The sequence below is a fragment of the Mycoplasma zalophidermidis genome (assembly GCF_024742155.1).
Classification (GTDB): Bacteria; Bacillota_I; Bacilli_A; order Mycoplasmatales; family Metamycoplasmataceae; genus Mycoplasmopsis; species Mycoplasmopsis zalophidermidis.
The window spans coordinates 208,348-224,842 of record NZ_JANSFS010000001.1; the positions used below are offsets into that span (position 1 = coordinate 208,348).

Genomic DNA, 16,495 nt, shown 5'->3' on the forward strand with positions numbered 1-16,495 from the left:
TTAGCTAATTCTTTTTTATTTCTTTGATTTTGATTGTTTGTTTTTCTTCGGTAATTCTTTTTTTGAATTGAACGACTCTAACTTCTGCGGTTTTGACATTTATGGTTTCTTTACAATTACTTAATTTATAAGTAATTGTAATTTTGTTTGTGTTTACTTCCTTTTCAGCAACAAAATCTTAATGTCTACTTATCTAGTAGATTACTCTAAAATTAGATTGACCTAAATCGTTAGCAGTTAATTCATCAAAATGTTTTATTTTAATAAATTCTTTAGGTGGAAATATGGCTGTTTTATTCGAAAAGTCAGTTTTTTCGCTCGGCTTGACTGGTTTATCTGGAACAACCGGTGTATCTAGTTTTTTTCTTTGTTAATAGATTGATGTAATCAATAATAATGAATAATCAAGTTAAATTATATGTTATGTATTGCTAAAATAAGTGGCTTGACCAGAAGAAAATTATCAATTTTGTGTACATTTTCATCTTTTAATAAACATACAGTTTAGGTGTCAAAAAATAACACTTGCACTAGTGTTATTTTTTAATTTCGCTAAAACATAATATTCAAAACTAATAATGCACTAGTTACTAGGAACCTAGCAAAACTATAAACATTTACAAGCATTCAAAAAACATCGAATTTTTCTAATCAATTGTAAATTCCAATTGGCCATATTTTGTCACTACTATCAATTGAGAATTTTTGTATTGTATAAGTCAAGCTTGTTATGAATAATAAAAGGAATAAGTTAAATCAAATCGTGAACAAGCAAAGAAAAACTATTGAGTTATTTTTCATGATTTTAGATAAATATTTTTATGTATATGAATAAGTGCGAGTGAATTGAATATTATAAAAAAAGAAGGTATTAATCCGTATATAGTAAACATTGATATTTCTAAAATTAAATATGTATCCATTTTTTATCCTAAATTGTCTTTCATGATAATATTTGCATTACTACTATATATTATTCATTTAAATCCTGAGAATAGGTGAATAAATAACTTATTCAATTAATATTGAGTGTTATTAGGCAAATTATTTTAATTAAATATTATTCAATAAAAATAACACTTTTTCAAGTGTTAAATTTTGTGTGTTATATTAAGCGAATTGTGATTTATATAACGAGGCGTATTTTCCCTGTTGAGCAAGTAATTGTTCGTGTGTACCTTGTTCTACAATGTAGCCATCTTCAACATAAAGAATCAAGTCAGCATTTTTAATTGTGCTTAAACGGTGCGCAATTACAATGCTTGTTTTATTTTTCATAATAGTATTAGATAAAGCATCCTGAATTATTTTTTCAGTGTTAGAGTCAATATTTGATGTGGCTTCATCCAAAATTAATATTTTTTTATCGCCTAGTACTGCCCTTGCAATGGCTAGCAGTTGTTTTTCGCCTTTAGAAAGCAACATATCGTTATCTTGTAATTGAGTATCGTAACCTTTTTCAAGACGTAAAATAGTTTGGTGGGCCGAGACAATATCAGAGGCATCGTAGACTTGTTGTTGGGAAGCGTCTTTGTTGCCAATTAAAATATTGTTGTAAACACTATCCTTAAACATAAATGAATCTTGTAAGACAACAGCCATGGCGTTTGTTAGGCTGGTTTTTGTAATATTTTTTAATTCGATGCCGTCAATTGTAATTGAACCTTTTTCGTAATCATAAAATTTACTTAATAAGTTGATAACAGTAGTTTTCCCAGCACCGGTTGCACCAACCAAAGCTATACTTTGGCCAGGTAATGCTTGGAAGGACGCGTCTTTTAGATGCCATTCATCTTTAGAGGTGTTGTATCTAAACCAAACATGGTCAAATTTAATGTGACCTTTGACATTGGTTAAATCAACTTGATTTGATAATTCTTTAGGCGGTTCTAAATTAACTAATTGATTAACTCTTTCGGAAGAAACTATCCCATTTTGCGAAGCGAATATTGTGTTAGTAATTGTTTGTAATGCGCCAGTAATATTGAAGACTAAACCAACATAAGCAACTATAAATCCTGCATCAGGACCGTTTGGATGAGGCATCAATGCTCACAGCGGCAGATTATAATTTTTGAACACTAATGCTAAGACCGCACACGCTAAGACGACAATGTTGGTTGACATGATAAATCACGGGTTAGCAATTTGTCCATATAAGTCAGCAACTAATGCGTTTTTATAGATGTGATTAGCAATTTTTTTAAATTTTTCAGTCGATTCTTTTTGACGACCAAAGGTTTTGGTAATTTTCATATTCTTAACACTTTCTTCAACAAATGCGTTTAAATCGCCAAAACCATCTCAAACCGCTTCAATTCTTGGGCGTGCTTTATGTATCATCACAGCAGCAACTGAGAATAATATCACGGTAATAACACCTGTAATTAATGAAATTGTGAAGCTATATAGAAACATCATAATTGCCGTGATTACTAGGTGAGTTATATTTGAAAGCACTTGGTTTAAAATTTGACTTAAAGACACTGAAATGTTATTAACGTCGTTAACCAAAGTGGAAATAAGGTCTCCAGTTTTTTTCTTATCATAATAAGAAACAGGCATTTTAAGTAATTTATCCATTGCAATTTTACGCATATTTTTAGCAGTAGCATAACCACAAATGATATAAATTCTAAATTCTACAAATCTAAATACTGCATAAGTTAAGAACGATAAACTCATTAATGATACCATTAAATTAAAGTAGTTATGATTGAACTTTGTCGGGTTTTGGAATGCTTCGGGTGTAAAGACATGTGAAACTATCAAACCCGTAATAACGGTACCTGCAATATAAGCAATAGAATTAATCAAAGTAGTTAAAAATCCCAAATATAATAATCATCTCGATTTTCCAGAATATTTATTAACTAACTTAATAATGCCGAGGGTTGAACCAAGTTTACGTTTTAATTTCATTTAACCTCCTTTATTGTTCCAATTGATTTTGATGAATTTGTTTATAGAAGGGACAATTTTTGACTAAGTGCTCGTGGCTACCTTGGTCAATAATGTGACCCGAATCCATTACAGCGATTTTATCGCAATTTTTTAACGCCCCAATTTTCTGAGAAATTAGAATAGTGCTACAGTCATAATTTTTAATAATATTATTAATTACTGTTTTAGTTGTAATGTTGTCTAGCGCACTCGTTGAATCGTCTAGGATTAAAATCTTAGGTTTACGTAAAAGTGTTCTAGCAATTGAAATTCTTTGTTTTTGACCGCCTGAAAGATTTGTGGCGCCTTGTGTAACTGGGTGATTTAGATTATCATCAAATTTATACACAAAATCGTAAGCACAAGCATTTTTTAGGGCTAGATTTATTTCTTCGTCAGTTGCATCAGGTTTGGCTCATAGCATATTTGATTTAATAGTTCCTGAATATAGCATTGGGTCCTGATAAACTATGCCGACAGTGTCTAATAATTGTTTAGTGTTGATTTGGTTAACCTCGTGACCACCAATAGTTATAGATCCTTCGTTGTATACATAATTATTCAATAGCAACGATACAAGAGTTGATTTTCCTGAGGCGAATAACCCAATAATTCCTAGTGAAGATTTGAACGGAACGTTTAGATTAATATCAGTTAAGGCGTAGTTTGGATTATCTTGATAGTATTTAAAATTTAAATTTTTAATATTTAAATCATAATTTAGATTATTTTTGTTAGAAATATCAGAAATTCTAATTCCGTTTTCAACATACAATTTATCTGCTTTGGCATTAAATATTTCCATTAATCTACCAGCTGATACCCTAGCTTTAAAACCGAAAATAATAAATACAGTTAATAAGATAATTCCAAAACCAATCGTTCATAAGTATTCAATAAAAATATTCATATTAACTAAGTCAGTAGCTGTCGCCACATGTTCTAGCGTTTGGTGTCTTATTACCATGAATATTCCAATTACAACAAAATTAATTAATGTATAGAACACTGGGTGAAGAATTGAAATTATTGAATTGAATTTAACACTTAATTTGTATCATGTTTCATTAGAACCGGAGAATTGTTTACTTCTTTTATTTTCAAGATTGTATGTTTTTATAGTGCGAGATCCCTTAATGTTTTCATCGATATTTTTTGTGACATACTCTAGATTTTTTTGCGTTTTTTTAATTAGAGGACTAGTTATTTTACCTATTATTGTTATTAGAATAAGTAGACCAGGAATAACGGGTGTGATAACTAAAGCCATTGTTGTATTAACCATAAAGGCCATAATTATCCCGCCTACAATCATCATAAAACCACGAATCATCGTACTAAAACCAACAACTAAAAAGTCCCAAAAGACAGCAACATCATTTGAAATTTTCGTCATAATCGATTCTGGTTTTAAATCGGAAATGTTTTTTAAACTCAAACTATTAATCTTGTCATATAGTTTCATTCTATAAAAATATGAGCATTGTTCCGCAGCATATACAAATATAGCCGTAAACGCAAATGTTAATAGTGCAGTGATTGCGGTTTGAATCGCAATCATTATTATTAATCAATCTCTAACCTCATTTCGAGGTTTATCTTTAAACAAGGTAATTTTTCCACTCAATAATTCAATCGTTTGTAATTCTTTATCATCAAAAATTAATCTTATGAATTGAGATATAAAATTTGGTAAAAGCAAACTAACAATAACAGCAACAAAAGCTATTATTGCCCCTGAAATAAATGTGAATTTAATTTTTTTTGGTAGCATTTTTAACATTTTAATCATATAACCTCCTTTGTCTTATTACATTGTAATATGTGTTTATTCGGAAATTTTGAATATTTTTTTACCTAGTTTTATATATTCTTCAACTAATTCTTCAAAGTATTTGAAACCTATTTGATAAAACTCTTCACTTTTTAAATCTACACCAATGTTAGCTAATATATTTAATGGATAATCACTTCCACCTGCTGATAAAAAATTATTGATGTAAGATTGCAGGAATTTTTCACCATCATTTTTATATTTAGTATAGAAAAAGTTCGCTACCAATTGTCCGATTGCGTATTTATAAACATAAAAACCGTAGTAATAATGAGGAACTATAACAGAACCCATTTGATCCTTCTTGTCAAATTTATGTTTTTTTGTTGAATATCTCAATGAATTTTCATAATAAATTTTTGCTATTGATTCATAACTTGGACCAACTTCACCTTTTTCAATTGCAGAATATAAATTATATTCGTAATTAGCCCACAGCGTTTGTCTGTGTACGGTTCCGACAAAACCATCAATCATACTTTGTATAATTTTGAACTTAAATAAATCGTTTTTAGAAGTTTTTAATAAGTGGTCATATAGCATCAATTCATTGAAAATTGAGGCTATTTCAGCTAAAAATATAGGGTAATCAGAATTGTTTATATCATTATTTTTGTCGCTGAAGTACGAATGCATTGAGTGACCCAATTCATGAGCTAATGTTTCTACAGAACCTAAATCTCCATCAAAATTCATCAATATATACTTTTTATCTAATCCATATGTGGAACCGATAGAATATGCTCCGGATACTTTGTTGTCTATAGTCATAAAATCGATTCAGTTTTCGTCGTATGCTTTTTGAATCATAGATGAATATTCTTTTCCAAAAGGCTTTAATGCCTCAAAAACAGTTTGTTTCATTTCTTCAACTGTGTAGTTGGACTTAACATTGACTAATTCCCTAAATGAGTCATATTTTGGGCGGAATTTTTCATTGAATTTAGCTGAATAAAACTTTTTGAATCATTTGTTCTTTTTAGAAATAACATTCTTTAGTCCGCTGACCCTTTTAAAAAGCGATTGTAATAATTCGTCGTCAACTTTATCTTCCTTTGTTAACATATAAACTGAATTTTTGTAACCTCTGATTTTAGCTTCTGTTGCAATTGTATTGAATTGTTGGAATAGAAGATTGGCTAATGAATCTTTATGTCTATATAAGGCGTTTTGTCAATTAATAGCAGTATTTTTTCTTAAAACCGAATCGTTTGATTTTAAATATTGTAGCCTCGCTGCAGGACTTAATTTGTGTTTTTTTCCTTTAGAATCAAGTGGGAATCCATAGTCCATTTCAGCATCAGTTATTAAGTCAAAAACTCCTTCAAAAGATGGTGAAGATTTTTCTTTTTTAATAATATATTCTTCAACTGAATCATCTAATTTATGTTCATATTCTTCAATTATTTCAACTAAAGACTTTTTGTGTGCTTTAAGTCTTTCGTCGTTGATTCAAAATTTTATTTTATCGATGTTTTTATAGAATCTCACAGTTTCTGAACCCATTTTTTGCGCAATTTCATGGTTAATCAAATCTCATTTGTTACTCAATTCAGTGAAATAACTATTAGTTAGCTCTCTATTTGAATTATTTGATATGTAATTGTGAATTTTGTTGGTTAATATTCCAACCTCCTCACGATTGTTCAAATTTTCAATAAAAGCTTCTATATTGTCGTATTTCGAATCCTTAGTTTCAATGAAATATTCCATTAATTCAGTATATTTTTCAAATAGTTGTTCAATAGTTTTTCCCTCTAGCAAACTATCAAGGTCAAAGCAATATTTTTTGTCTACTTCTTTTAAATTTTTGTATTGTTTCATAATTACCTCTAAATATTAATATGTTATTTATAATAATTCATTATATTACAATATTTAGGTAATGTATCTGGAATGTGTATTATAGTTCAGTGCATTAAAATGTTATTTTTATTAGCTACATTGAATAATCAGTGAAATAGTAAAAAAAGATTTAAAAATAATAACGAAATAAGATTTTATTTTTGATGGAATTAGCATAAAAAAAATAATATGTTTTTATTTATAAAAAAATTAAGTTATATATAATAAGCAATATTATGAAAGATTCAATTAAGACAGGTACTAAGTATATATTACAGAATTTTTCAAGTGAGTTTTGCACCTCACTTAGTTTTTCGCATGCCGAGTATTTCGAAGACTTGTTTGATTTAGCTTCCAATAGTTACTAGTTGAGTTGCCTGGCTCACTAGTATTTACACATAACTATTTAGGAGGATTTATGAATAAAACACAAAACACTCGAAATGTTATTGAATTAAAAGAAGTTGTTAAAGAATTCGGTGACAAAGTAGTTTTAGAAAATATTAACTTAAAAATTAAAAAAGGTGAGTTTGTTACCTTGTTAGGACCATCAGGTTCAGGAAAAACAACGATTTTGAGACTTATTGCTGGTTTCGAAAGAGCGACTCGTGGTGAAATCAAATTTAATGATAGAGATATTAAAGATTTACCACCGCACAAAAGAGATTTATCAACCATTTTCCAAGATTACGCTCTTTTCCCGCATTTAAATGTTGAAGGTAACATTAAATATGGTTTGTCTCTAAAAAGAATTCCTAAAGATACCATTAACCCAAAACACGAAACTTTATTAGAACAAAAAATTAAAGTATGAGATAAAAAAGCTAAACAAGAAATGGCTAAACTAGATTCATTACAAAAGAAATATGAATCAGAAATGCAAAATTTGAAAACTAACTCTCTTCCTTATAAAAGAAGAAGAAAATGATTAGACCGTTCAGACTTCAACTATTCATATTGAGAAAATTATGTTGATATGAAAAAAGAAAACTTCGAAAAAGTATACTTAACAAGAAAAATTTCAAAAGAAGAAATGAATGCAGAAGTTGCTAAAATTGTTGAACTAGTTGGACTAAAAGGTTCAGAGACTAAAGCAATTAATGAACTATCTGGTGGTATGAAACAACGTGTTGCTCTTGCTAGATCATTAGTTATTGAACCAACTATTTTGCTTTTAGATGAACCGCTAAGTGCACTAGACGCTAAAATTAGAGAAAAAATGCAAAAACTTTTAAGAAGTCTACAACAAAGCTTAGGAATTACATTTATTTTTGTAACTCACGACCAAGATGAAGCATTAGAACTATCAGACCGTATAGCAATCATGAGAGATGGTGTTATTGAACAATATGACACTCCAAAGCAAATTTATGACTATCCAGTTAATAAATGAGTTGCAAACTTTGTTGGTGATTCAAATATTTATAGTGCAAAATTCAACAAAGATGCTACAGTAACATTCATGGATAAAACATTTAAAACTGTTCATGATGAAGATGAATTTGAACCAAATTCACAAGTAGATGTTTTAATTAGACCAGAAGACGTTGACATTATGTACGCTGACGAAACAAGGAAAAAAACGGGTATTATTGGCAAAATCGAAGAAATGTCGTATCGTGGCAGTTATTACTATTTAAAAGTAGTTTTCAAAAACGGTTACCATATTTTTGTAGAAACTGCAAAGAAATTTGAACAAGGAGCAAAAGTTTCAATTAGTTGAACAATTGACTCAATTCATATCATGGCAAAAGATCCTAAGTGAGATTACTCAAAAGATGAATTCTAAATTAGGTACAAAATTAGCTTTAAATAAGCGCTTATTGATGCTTTTGCCTTATATAGCAATTGCAATATTTTTGATAATTTTGCCAGTTATTTTAATCATTGTCCAAGCTTTTACTCCTAGAGAAAATTTTGACAATGCGCAGTTAGTTAAAGAATTTAATACTTGAAAAATTATTGGGCGTAGTTTAAAAATTGGTGTTATATCAGCAATTCTTTGCCTACTAATTGGTTTTCCTTATGCGTATTTTACTGCTACATCAAGAAGCAAAATATTGCCAATATACGCAATGAGTTTAATTCTTTCACCAATGATTATTTTTACAATTGCAAAAATTTATGCAATTAGAGGATTTTTCTTAAGCATGTTTGATGAAGATGTTTTAAACGCTGAATGATTTATGATTTTAGCTTTAACTTATTTAAACTTACCTTACATGATAATGCCTCTTTATTCAGTTTTTCGAGATATGCCTAAAAATATTATAGAAGCGAGCGGAGATTTAGGTTATAACAAAATAAAAACACTATTTAAGGTTGTTATTCCTTATAGTTTTAAAGCAATATTAAGTGGTCTAAGCTTAATTTTCCTAGCTTCTGCAACAACATTTGTTATTAGCGATAAATTATTATCTAACCCAGCTCAATTACAAACGGTAGGATCCTTAATTAATCAATATTCAGATGCATCAAACGCATTTGAATTATCTGCAGGTTCAGTACTAGTATTAGTTGTAAGTGCAATTTTTATTGGTTGCTATGGAATAATTAATTTCTTACCACGGGCAATTATTAAATTAGCGAAAAGAGGTAAACATGTCTAAATTTACTGAATTTCTAAAGAAAAGTTATATTTATATAATTTTGGCATTAACATATATCCCGTTATGTTTTGCAGCAATTTTTAGTTTTAACAAACCTAGTGATAAAGGTTATTTATCATCAAAATGAAATACATTTAGCGCCGAGTCGTGAACAACATTTTTTGATGGTGGTCGAGATGTTGCGTTAATTAACTCGGTAATTATTGCAATTTTTACAGCAGTTTTGGTTATTTCGATTTCGTTAGTTACTGTTTTTGCATTATGAAGACAAAAGAATAAAAACTACGAAAGAGTAATTAAATCAGTTAACAACATACCTTTGATTAACCCTGATAACATCACAGCAATTGGTTTGGTACTTGTATTCTCGTTCTTTTTTGGAACACTATCTGTAGCTAAAGAAGGTTTATTAAGAGGGATTGTTGGTCATACAGTTATGGCGTTGCCATACGGCATTAGTTTAATGTATCCAAGAAGTGAAAAATTTGAACGTTCTCTTTTTGAAGCGAGTCAGGATTTAGGTTATTCTAAATTTAAAGCTTGATTTAAAACGTATTTTATTTACATGATTCCATCAATAATTTTTGTTGGATTGGTGGCCGCCTTTCTTTCATTTGATGATTTTATAATTTTAAAAACAACTACCAACACTTCAACGTTAGGTACAAAACTTTATGAAGGTAACTTCAGAGGTTGGGGTCTTGTTGTTGGAGCGTCCGTTCTTACTTTAACATTAATTGGAAATGCTATTTATATTGCACATAAAGTTCGCAAAAATAAACTTAAAAAAATAGCACCGAAAGGCAACAATGAAAACTAAGACAATATCATTAATTAAAAAAATAAGTTTGGGTGTAGCAGCATCGGCGGTAGGCGCGGTTATGATTGCTGGTGTAACATATAAATTTAAAAAACCATTTAAACCTACATTTTACAACTATAAATCGTACATGTCAGATGATGCGGTTGCGATTATTAGCGAAAAATATGATTTTAAAGAATTTGAAACACTAAATGAATTCACGAAAGCAATTTTAACAAAAAAAGCCTTAGGTGGGATCGGTTCGGATGCACAAGCCGTTCAGTTAATCAGACGTAATAAATTAAAAGAAATTGATTATTTAAAACTATTTGCTGATCAAACTCCTACGTGAGCTTTAAATAAAAGTTTTGACCAATATAAATTAAGTAATGAGTATCGCGAATTCCAAAAAAGTTTATATACTGACCAAGTTTGGCAACATTTGACATCATATGATAAAACATTGGAAACTGATTTTAACGGTAAGGATTGAAAAGATGGAGTAAAACGTCATTTGTACGATTATTTTATTCCTTATTTCAGTCAGGACATGGTTGTTGCTTATAATCCAACAAAAGTTAATAATAATTTAAGGAATTTCGACCTATCAACATCCGAAGGTCGTAAAAAACTTTATGAAACAGACCAAAAAATTCTTAATTCATTATACAGCTCCGGATTTAATAAAGATAAGAGTAATGATAAAAAAGAAACGAGATTTATTGATGTTTTAAAAGCTTTAAAAGCTAATGGTTACAATCGTTGAGAAATTACTGATGCTGTTAGAGATAATATGATTTATGGCTCTGCCTACGAATATGATAATGAAAAAGAATACTTTGACAGTAATATTTCAGGTAATGCAAGCACAGTTGATGCTCCTGATTTATATAAAAATTTAATTGATAATTTTTCAAAATTAATTCAAGATGGTACTGGATATTCTTTAACGGATTCTAACGTTCAGTTGTTAGGTGATGGCCAGTTGCTTTTAACAAATTTAATTAACGACCAGTCTAATATTCAAGCTGGAATTATCTATAACGGTGATGCAACAGATGCTTATTTTTCAACCGATAATATTGAAACAGTTGCCGATGGAACAATTAGATTTATTAGACCAAAATCAAACTTATTACTAGTTGATGGTTTAGTGATAGCACAAAGTGATTTGGTAGACGAAAAAACCTACGACCAGCTTCTTGACACGGCGAAGAAATCTTTTTTAGGTGGTTTAAATCAGCTTGATTGATCAACACTACCAACTGAAACAGTTGAAAAATTTAGTGCTTGAACAAACTTTGACTATGTTTCTTATACCCCTGCATTTAAAGCGCAATATAATTACGCACTGGAAAATAAGTTTTCAGACCTAGATGAATATGAACAATTTTATGCTAAACAATTGTATGAAATTAAGGATAATTACGATATTAAAGATCCAGTAACAAATAAAGTATTATATTCATACAATGTTGTACATAAAGCTATTGTTCCAACGGACCAAAAAACACAAACTAATCTGACAACTTACTGAAACCAAAAAACTAAGAAGTAATCAAAAACAAACACATTGAGTGTTTGTTTTTTTCTTAAAGTGCACAATTTTCCGTGCACATGTAAAATATATTCTATTTTTGTTTGTTTGTTACTGTTGAATCATTTTTAATTTTAGTTGTTGATGTTTGTTTTTCTTTCTTGTCAGAAAGAATTTTTTTAGGAACGTATATTTTGTATTCTTCTGCCCTAGCATCTTTATCATTTAGTAAATCAATTTTACTTTTAACAGATTCAAGTATCTTAATGTCTTCTGCTCTAGGGCTTTCTACTGTAATTTTGTTCAATTCATCAATAATTTCTTGTCTTGGCTTTGGCAATGTGCTTTCTTCAGCCTTGAATCCAGGTAATTTTATAAATTCTATTTTGATTGTAATATTTTTATCAGATGTAATAGCTATACCAATATTTTTGTAATTACCTTTCTTTTCAGAATTGCTAGCATATCCTGATACTTGCGGGTTTAAATAAAAATCAACGTTGTAATTTTTTGGAATTTCTCCATCAGTAAGTTTTATAACTATTTGTTTTTTATAAGTCTCAAAATTAGGTTTAAAATCCTTCAATGATATTTGGTCTACACCTGTCATTTCTAAAGAAACAGTATTTCGATTATACTTTTTTTCTAGATTTTGTTTTTCAATTTCTTCAGCTTCTTTAATGGGATCAATTTTTGAATTATCTTCAGTTTTATCTTGATTGTTACTATTGCATGCCGCTGCACAAAATGGTAAAGCAGTTAAACCAATAATAGGAATTCCTAGTTTAATAATTTTTTTCATATATCCTCCAATTTATTTACCTGTAAATTTTATTATTTTTCATGTGTTTAAAGAAAAATCAGTGGTAATTACCATACCAATAAGCTAATCTAACTTATATTTCCGGAATTTTGACTTATTTTGATATAAAAAACCAAAACACATTAATTTCAAGTGTTTTGGTAAATTGATAATTATTGATGTTTTAATTCTTTTGCTTTTTCTGCGTTAAACGTTTTAACAAACTCAGTGGCTAAATCAATTGCTGCCTGAATGTCAACTAATGAACACACACCGATTGGAGAGTGTAAATAACGTTGTGGTAATGAAAATGTAATAGCTGGAACCCCACCTTTACCATATTGAAGTGATGTAGCGTCATTACCGCCCCCTTCAGATATGTATTTATAAGCTGGAATATTATGTTTACGGGCTAACGACATTAGCATTTCTGTTAATTTAGGATTTGTTAGTAAACCGCCATCTTTAACAAGTAAAGCAACACCGTCACCTAATTTAGTTCCACCTTTGATGCAACCTGTTGTATCATGGCTTGCACATGTATCGATTGCAATCGCAACATCAGCGTCAATAATTGAGGTTGCAGTTTTAGCACCTCTTAAACCTACTTCTTCTTGAACTGTGCCTACAATGTAGGTTTTATTAGGTAGTTTTAAGTCTTTAATGTTATTTGCTAAAAAGTCAATAACTGTAACACCGGCTCTATTGTCCATTGCTTTACCGGCAATTAAATTATTAGGCATATCTATAGCTTCGCCTGACATGTAAACTCTATCACCTGCTTCAATTCCAAAATCTAACGCTTCTTGTTTTGAATTAAAACCACAGTCGATATAAAGTTCTTTGTTAGTTGGAACCTTTGAAATTTTTTCACTTTCCAAAATGTGAATTGAAGTATGTCCGAAAACTCCATAAATTATTTTGTTATCTTTGTTTGTAACTAATTTACATTTTGTTCCTATTACAGTAGCGGGTCAAATTCCACCAACTGGTGAAACTAACATATTACCGTTTTCTTCTATACTTCTAACAAAGTATCCAACTTCATCCATGTGAGCAGCAATCATAATTACTGGTGCATTTGGATCTGTTTGTTTATTAGAAATAATCAAAGAACCAAAACCATCTCTTGTGTATTCAAGATTGTTAGATTGCGTGTTATTTTTTAAAGCTTGTGCAACAGGTTCTTCATATCTACTCATGGCTTCTATTTCCATGTATTCTTTAAGACGAGTCGCTAATTTGGTATATTTACTCATATTTATTTCCCCTTTTGAATATTTATTATTTATAATGATAATTCTTTTTTGTTTAAACATAATATAAAACACAAATAATAATATAAAATTAAATTATTAGCCAAGGAGGTGTTTATGGCCAAGAAAACGAAGAAACCAGTACTTAATGTACAAGAAATCAAATTACGAATGCAAAATGCCGCTACCTCCAGTACTAGTGCTTTATACAAAGAATTTAATTCTTCGCCAAAAGGTTTGAAAGATGATAAAGCAATTGAAGTAAATCTTGAGAAATTTGGTTCAAATAAATTGGATAAAAAATCTTCGAATACGTTATGACACAAAATTGTGCAATCGTTTTTAAACCCATTTTCAATAATTTTAATTGTATTAGCCTTAATATCAATGGTAACTGATATTATAATTCCACTCCATCAAGGAGATTCAGCTGAACCGGCCACTATGGTTATTATTCTTTCAATGGTAATTTTAAGTGGAATTTTACACTTAGTTGAGGAAGTAAGATCTAGCGCATCATCTGAAAAACTGGTTAAGATGATTTCAACTACAGCAAGAGTTGAAAGAAATGGAGTTTTTTACGAGATTCCTTTAGAAGAAATTGTTGCGGGAGATATAGTTATTTTAGCAGCTGGTGACATTATTCCGGCGGACGTTAGAATATTGTCGGCAAAAGACTTGTTCGTTTCTCAATCATCGCTTACTGGAGAGTCGCATTCCATTGAAAAACTAGCTAATTTGGTAGAAGGATATGATTATGAAAATCTAGTTGATTATCATAATTTAGCTTTTATGGGTTCTAATGTCATATCTGGTTCTGCCCGTGCGATAGTTGTTGCGACCGGTAACCAAACATATATTGGTCAAGTTGTTCAAAAAATTAACGAAAAACCAGTTAAAACTGATTTTGAAAAAGGTATTAAATCTATTTCGTGATTATTAATTAAAATAATGCTAATTGTTGTACCAGTTGTTTTTCTTATTATTGGCGTCAAAGGACAGATTAAAGGCGATAGCAGTAAGTGACTTGATGCACTATTATTCGCTATTTCAGTTGTTGTTGGTTTAACTCCCGAGATGTTGCCAATGATAGTTACTTCGACATTGGCAAAGGGTGCTGTCACAATGTCGAAAAAGAAAACAATTATAAAAAGTTTAAATTCAATTCAAAACTTTGGAGCAATGGATGTGTTTTGTACAGATAAGACTGGTACTTTAACGCTAGACCAGATTGTTCTTGAACGTCATCTTGATGTTTTAGGGAAGGATAATAATCGTGTATTACGTTATGGCTTCTTAAACTCATATTATCAAACTGGTTTAAAAAACCTACTTGACTTGTCAATTATAGGTAAGACTGATGAACTTAGTGCGATAGATGAACAATTACGTTCATTGGAAAGTGAATACACAAAAATAGACGAAATACCATTTGACTTCGAAAGAAAAAGAATGTCAGTAATCGTCAAGGATAGCAATCAAAAGGCGCAAGTTATCACAAAAGGCGCTGTTGAAGAAATGCTTTCGATTTGTTCTCATATTGAAATAAAGGGCAAAATCGAGGTTCTTAACGACCGGATTATTAAAAAAGTATTATCCAATGTTGATGATTTAAACGATAAAGGTATGAGGGTTATTGCTGTAGCTCGCAAAGATGTTGATATTAGTTCTGTGGGAAGTTTTGCCGTAAAAGATGAAGCAGAAATGATTCTAATTGGTTACTTAGCATTTTTAGATCCGCCAAAAGAGTCGACAGCAAGTGCTGTCAAAAACCTACACGATCATGGTGTTGAAGTTAAAATCTTAACAGGTGATAATGCTCGTGTAACTAGAGCAATATGTCAGCAAGTTGGTATTCCGAGTGAAAAAGTTATACTTGGTAAAGATATTGAAGGACTTACTAATGATGAACTTAAAGATATCGTTGAACATTATAATATTTTCGCTAAACTTTCGCCCGATCAAAAAGCTTTAATAATTACAGCCTTAAGAGATAAAGGACATGTTGTGGGTTATATGGGAGATGGTATTAATGATGCCCCAGCAATGAAAAAAGCAGATGTTTCAATCTCCGTAGATACTGCAGTTGATATTGCCAAAGAAAGTGCTAATATTATCTTGCTTGAAAAAGATTTAAATGTTTTAGCAACTGGAATTATAGAAGGTCGTAAAACATACGCAAACATGAACAAATACATTAAAATGACTGTTGCAAGTAATTTTGGAAACATAATAAGTATTTTATTTGCTGCTTTAGTGTTGCCTTTCGTTCCTATGATGGCTGTACAAATTCTATTTTTAAACTTAGTATATGACATCTCATGCGGAGCTATTCCTTGAGATAACGTTGATAAAGATTTATTGAGAAAACCAAGAAAATGAAACCCAAAATCTATTGCTCGATTTATGCTTTGATTTGGTCCTGTTTCATCTATGGTTGATATTTTGGCATTCGTATTATTAAGATTTGTTTTTATACCTTATTTATATCCTTCATTAAGCGTGGATGACGAACAGTTTATGATGTTATTCCAAACAGGCTGATTCATAATTTCAATGTGAACCCAATCATTGGTAATACATTTTATAAGAACTGAAAAAGTTGCGTTTATTCAATCTCGTCCAGCCCTGCCTTTATTGTGTTTTTCAATAATTGGTTCAATACTAATCACTGTTTGTCCTTATATCCCATGATTAAATACGGCACTTAAAGTACAAGCGTTAAACCCTTGATTCTATGCATTACTAGTAGGTTCAATATTATTGTATGTATTATTGACTTTAATTGTAAAACGTATTTACATTAAAAAATATAAAGAATTATTATAAAAATAGGATACTTGGTTATCCTATTTTTATAATATGGG

At 30.0% G+C, this 16,495-nt stretch carries 10 protein-coding genes; 5 read left to right on the forward strand and 5 right to left on the reverse strand.

Going from position 1 to position 16,495, the window contains the following annotated elements:
• Positions 1 to 1,110: 1,110 nt before the first annotated feature.
• Genes NW238_RS00940 through NW238_RS00950 form a run of 3 tightly spaced genes read right to left on the reverse strand, consistent with a single transcriptional unit; the run spans position 1,111 to position 6,601 of the window.
• The gene (locus NW238_RS00940) at positions 1,111 to 2,922 is read right to left on the reverse strand and encodes an ABC transporter ATP-binding protein (protein WP_216505708.1); all 1,812 of its coding nucleotides are present in this window, start codon (positions 2,920 to 2,922) and stop codon (positions 1,111 to 1,113) included.
• Positions 2,923 to 2,932: 10 nt separating this feature from the next.
• Positions 2,933 to 4,735 carry an ABC transporter ATP-binding protein gene (locus NW238_RS00945; protein WP_216505709.1) on the reverse strand — a complete coding sequence of 601 codons (1,803 nt, stop codon included), beginning with the start codon at positions 4,733 to 4,735 and terminating at the stop codon, positions 2,933 to 2,935.
• Positions 4,736 to 4,771: 36 nt separating this feature from the next.
• Entirely contained in the window at positions 4,772 to 6,601 is a 1,830-nt protein-coding gene (locus NW238_RS00950) for a M3 family oligoendopeptidase (RefSeq protein WP_258451637.1), read from the reverse strand.
• A 439-nt stretch (positions 6,602 to 7,040) separates the two neighbouring features.
• Between NW238_RS00950 and NW238_RS00955 the strand changes: the two genes are divergently transcribed.
• Genes NW238_RS00955 through NW238_RS00970 form a run of 4 tightly spaced genes read left to right on the forward strand, consistent with a single transcriptional unit; the run spans position 7,041 to position 11,591 of the window.
• Positions 7,041 to 8,411, forward strand: a complete 1,371-nt coding sequence (locus tag NW238_RS00955; RefSeq protein WP_216505711.1) for an ABC transporter ATP-binding protein — start codon at positions 7,041 to 7,043, stop codon at positions 8,409 to 8,411.
• A complete protein-coding gene (locus tag NW238_RS00960; protein WP_216505712.1) occupies positions 8,401 to 9,231 on the forward strand; it encodes an ABC transporter permease in 831 nt (276 codons plus the stop codon). Before NW238_RS00955 ends, NW238_RS00960 begins: the two co-directional genes overlap by 11 nt.
• Positions 9,224 to 10,051 (forward strand): ABC transporter permease, encoded by an 828-nt coding sequence (locus NW238_RS00965; RefSeq protein ID WP_216505713.1) that lies wholly within the window; start codon positions 9,224 to 9,226, stop codon positions 10,049 to 10,051. The genes NW238_RS00960 and NW238_RS00965 overlap by 8 nt, the downstream gene beginning before the upstream one ends.
• Positions 10,041 to 11,591 carry a type 2 periplasmic-binding domain-containing protein gene (locus NW238_RS00970; RefSeq protein WP_216505714.1) on the forward strand — a complete coding sequence of 517 codons (1,551 nt, stop codon included), beginning with the start codon at positions 10,041 to 10,043 and terminating at the stop codon, positions 11,589 to 11,591. The genes NW238_RS00965 and NW238_RS00970 overlap by 11 nt, the downstream gene beginning before the upstream one ends.
• 73 nt (positions 11,592 to 11,664) lie before the next feature.
• On the opposite strand, the gene NW238_RS00975 is transcribed toward NW238_RS00970, so the two are convergent.
• Together NW238_RS00975 and NW238_RS00980 are read right to left on the reverse strand one after the other, a co-directional pair.
• Positions 11,665 to 12,372: a hypothetical protein gene (locus tag NW238_RS00975; protein WP_216505715.1), complete on the reverse strand. Its 708-nt coding sequence runs from the start codon at positions 12,370 to 12,372 to the stop codon at positions 11,665 to 11,667.
• A gap of 173 nt (positions 12,373 to 12,545) precedes the next feature.
• Positions 12,546 to 13,631 (reverse strand): M42 family metallopeptidase, encoded by a 1,086-nt coding sequence (locus NW238_RS00980; protein ID WP_216505716.1) that lies wholly within the window; start codon positions 13,629 to 13,631, stop codon positions 12,546 to 12,548.
• 114 nt (positions 13,632 to 13,745) lie between these two features.
• On the opposite strand from NW238_RS00980, the gene mgtA reads away from it, so the two are divergent.
• A complete protein-coding gene (mgtA, locus tag NW238_RS00985) occupies positions 13,746 to 16,457 on the forward strand; it encodes a magnesium-translocating P-type ATPase (protein WP_216505717.1) in 2,712 nt (903 codons plus the stop codon).
• Positions 16,458 to 16,495 lie beyond the last annotated feature (38 nt).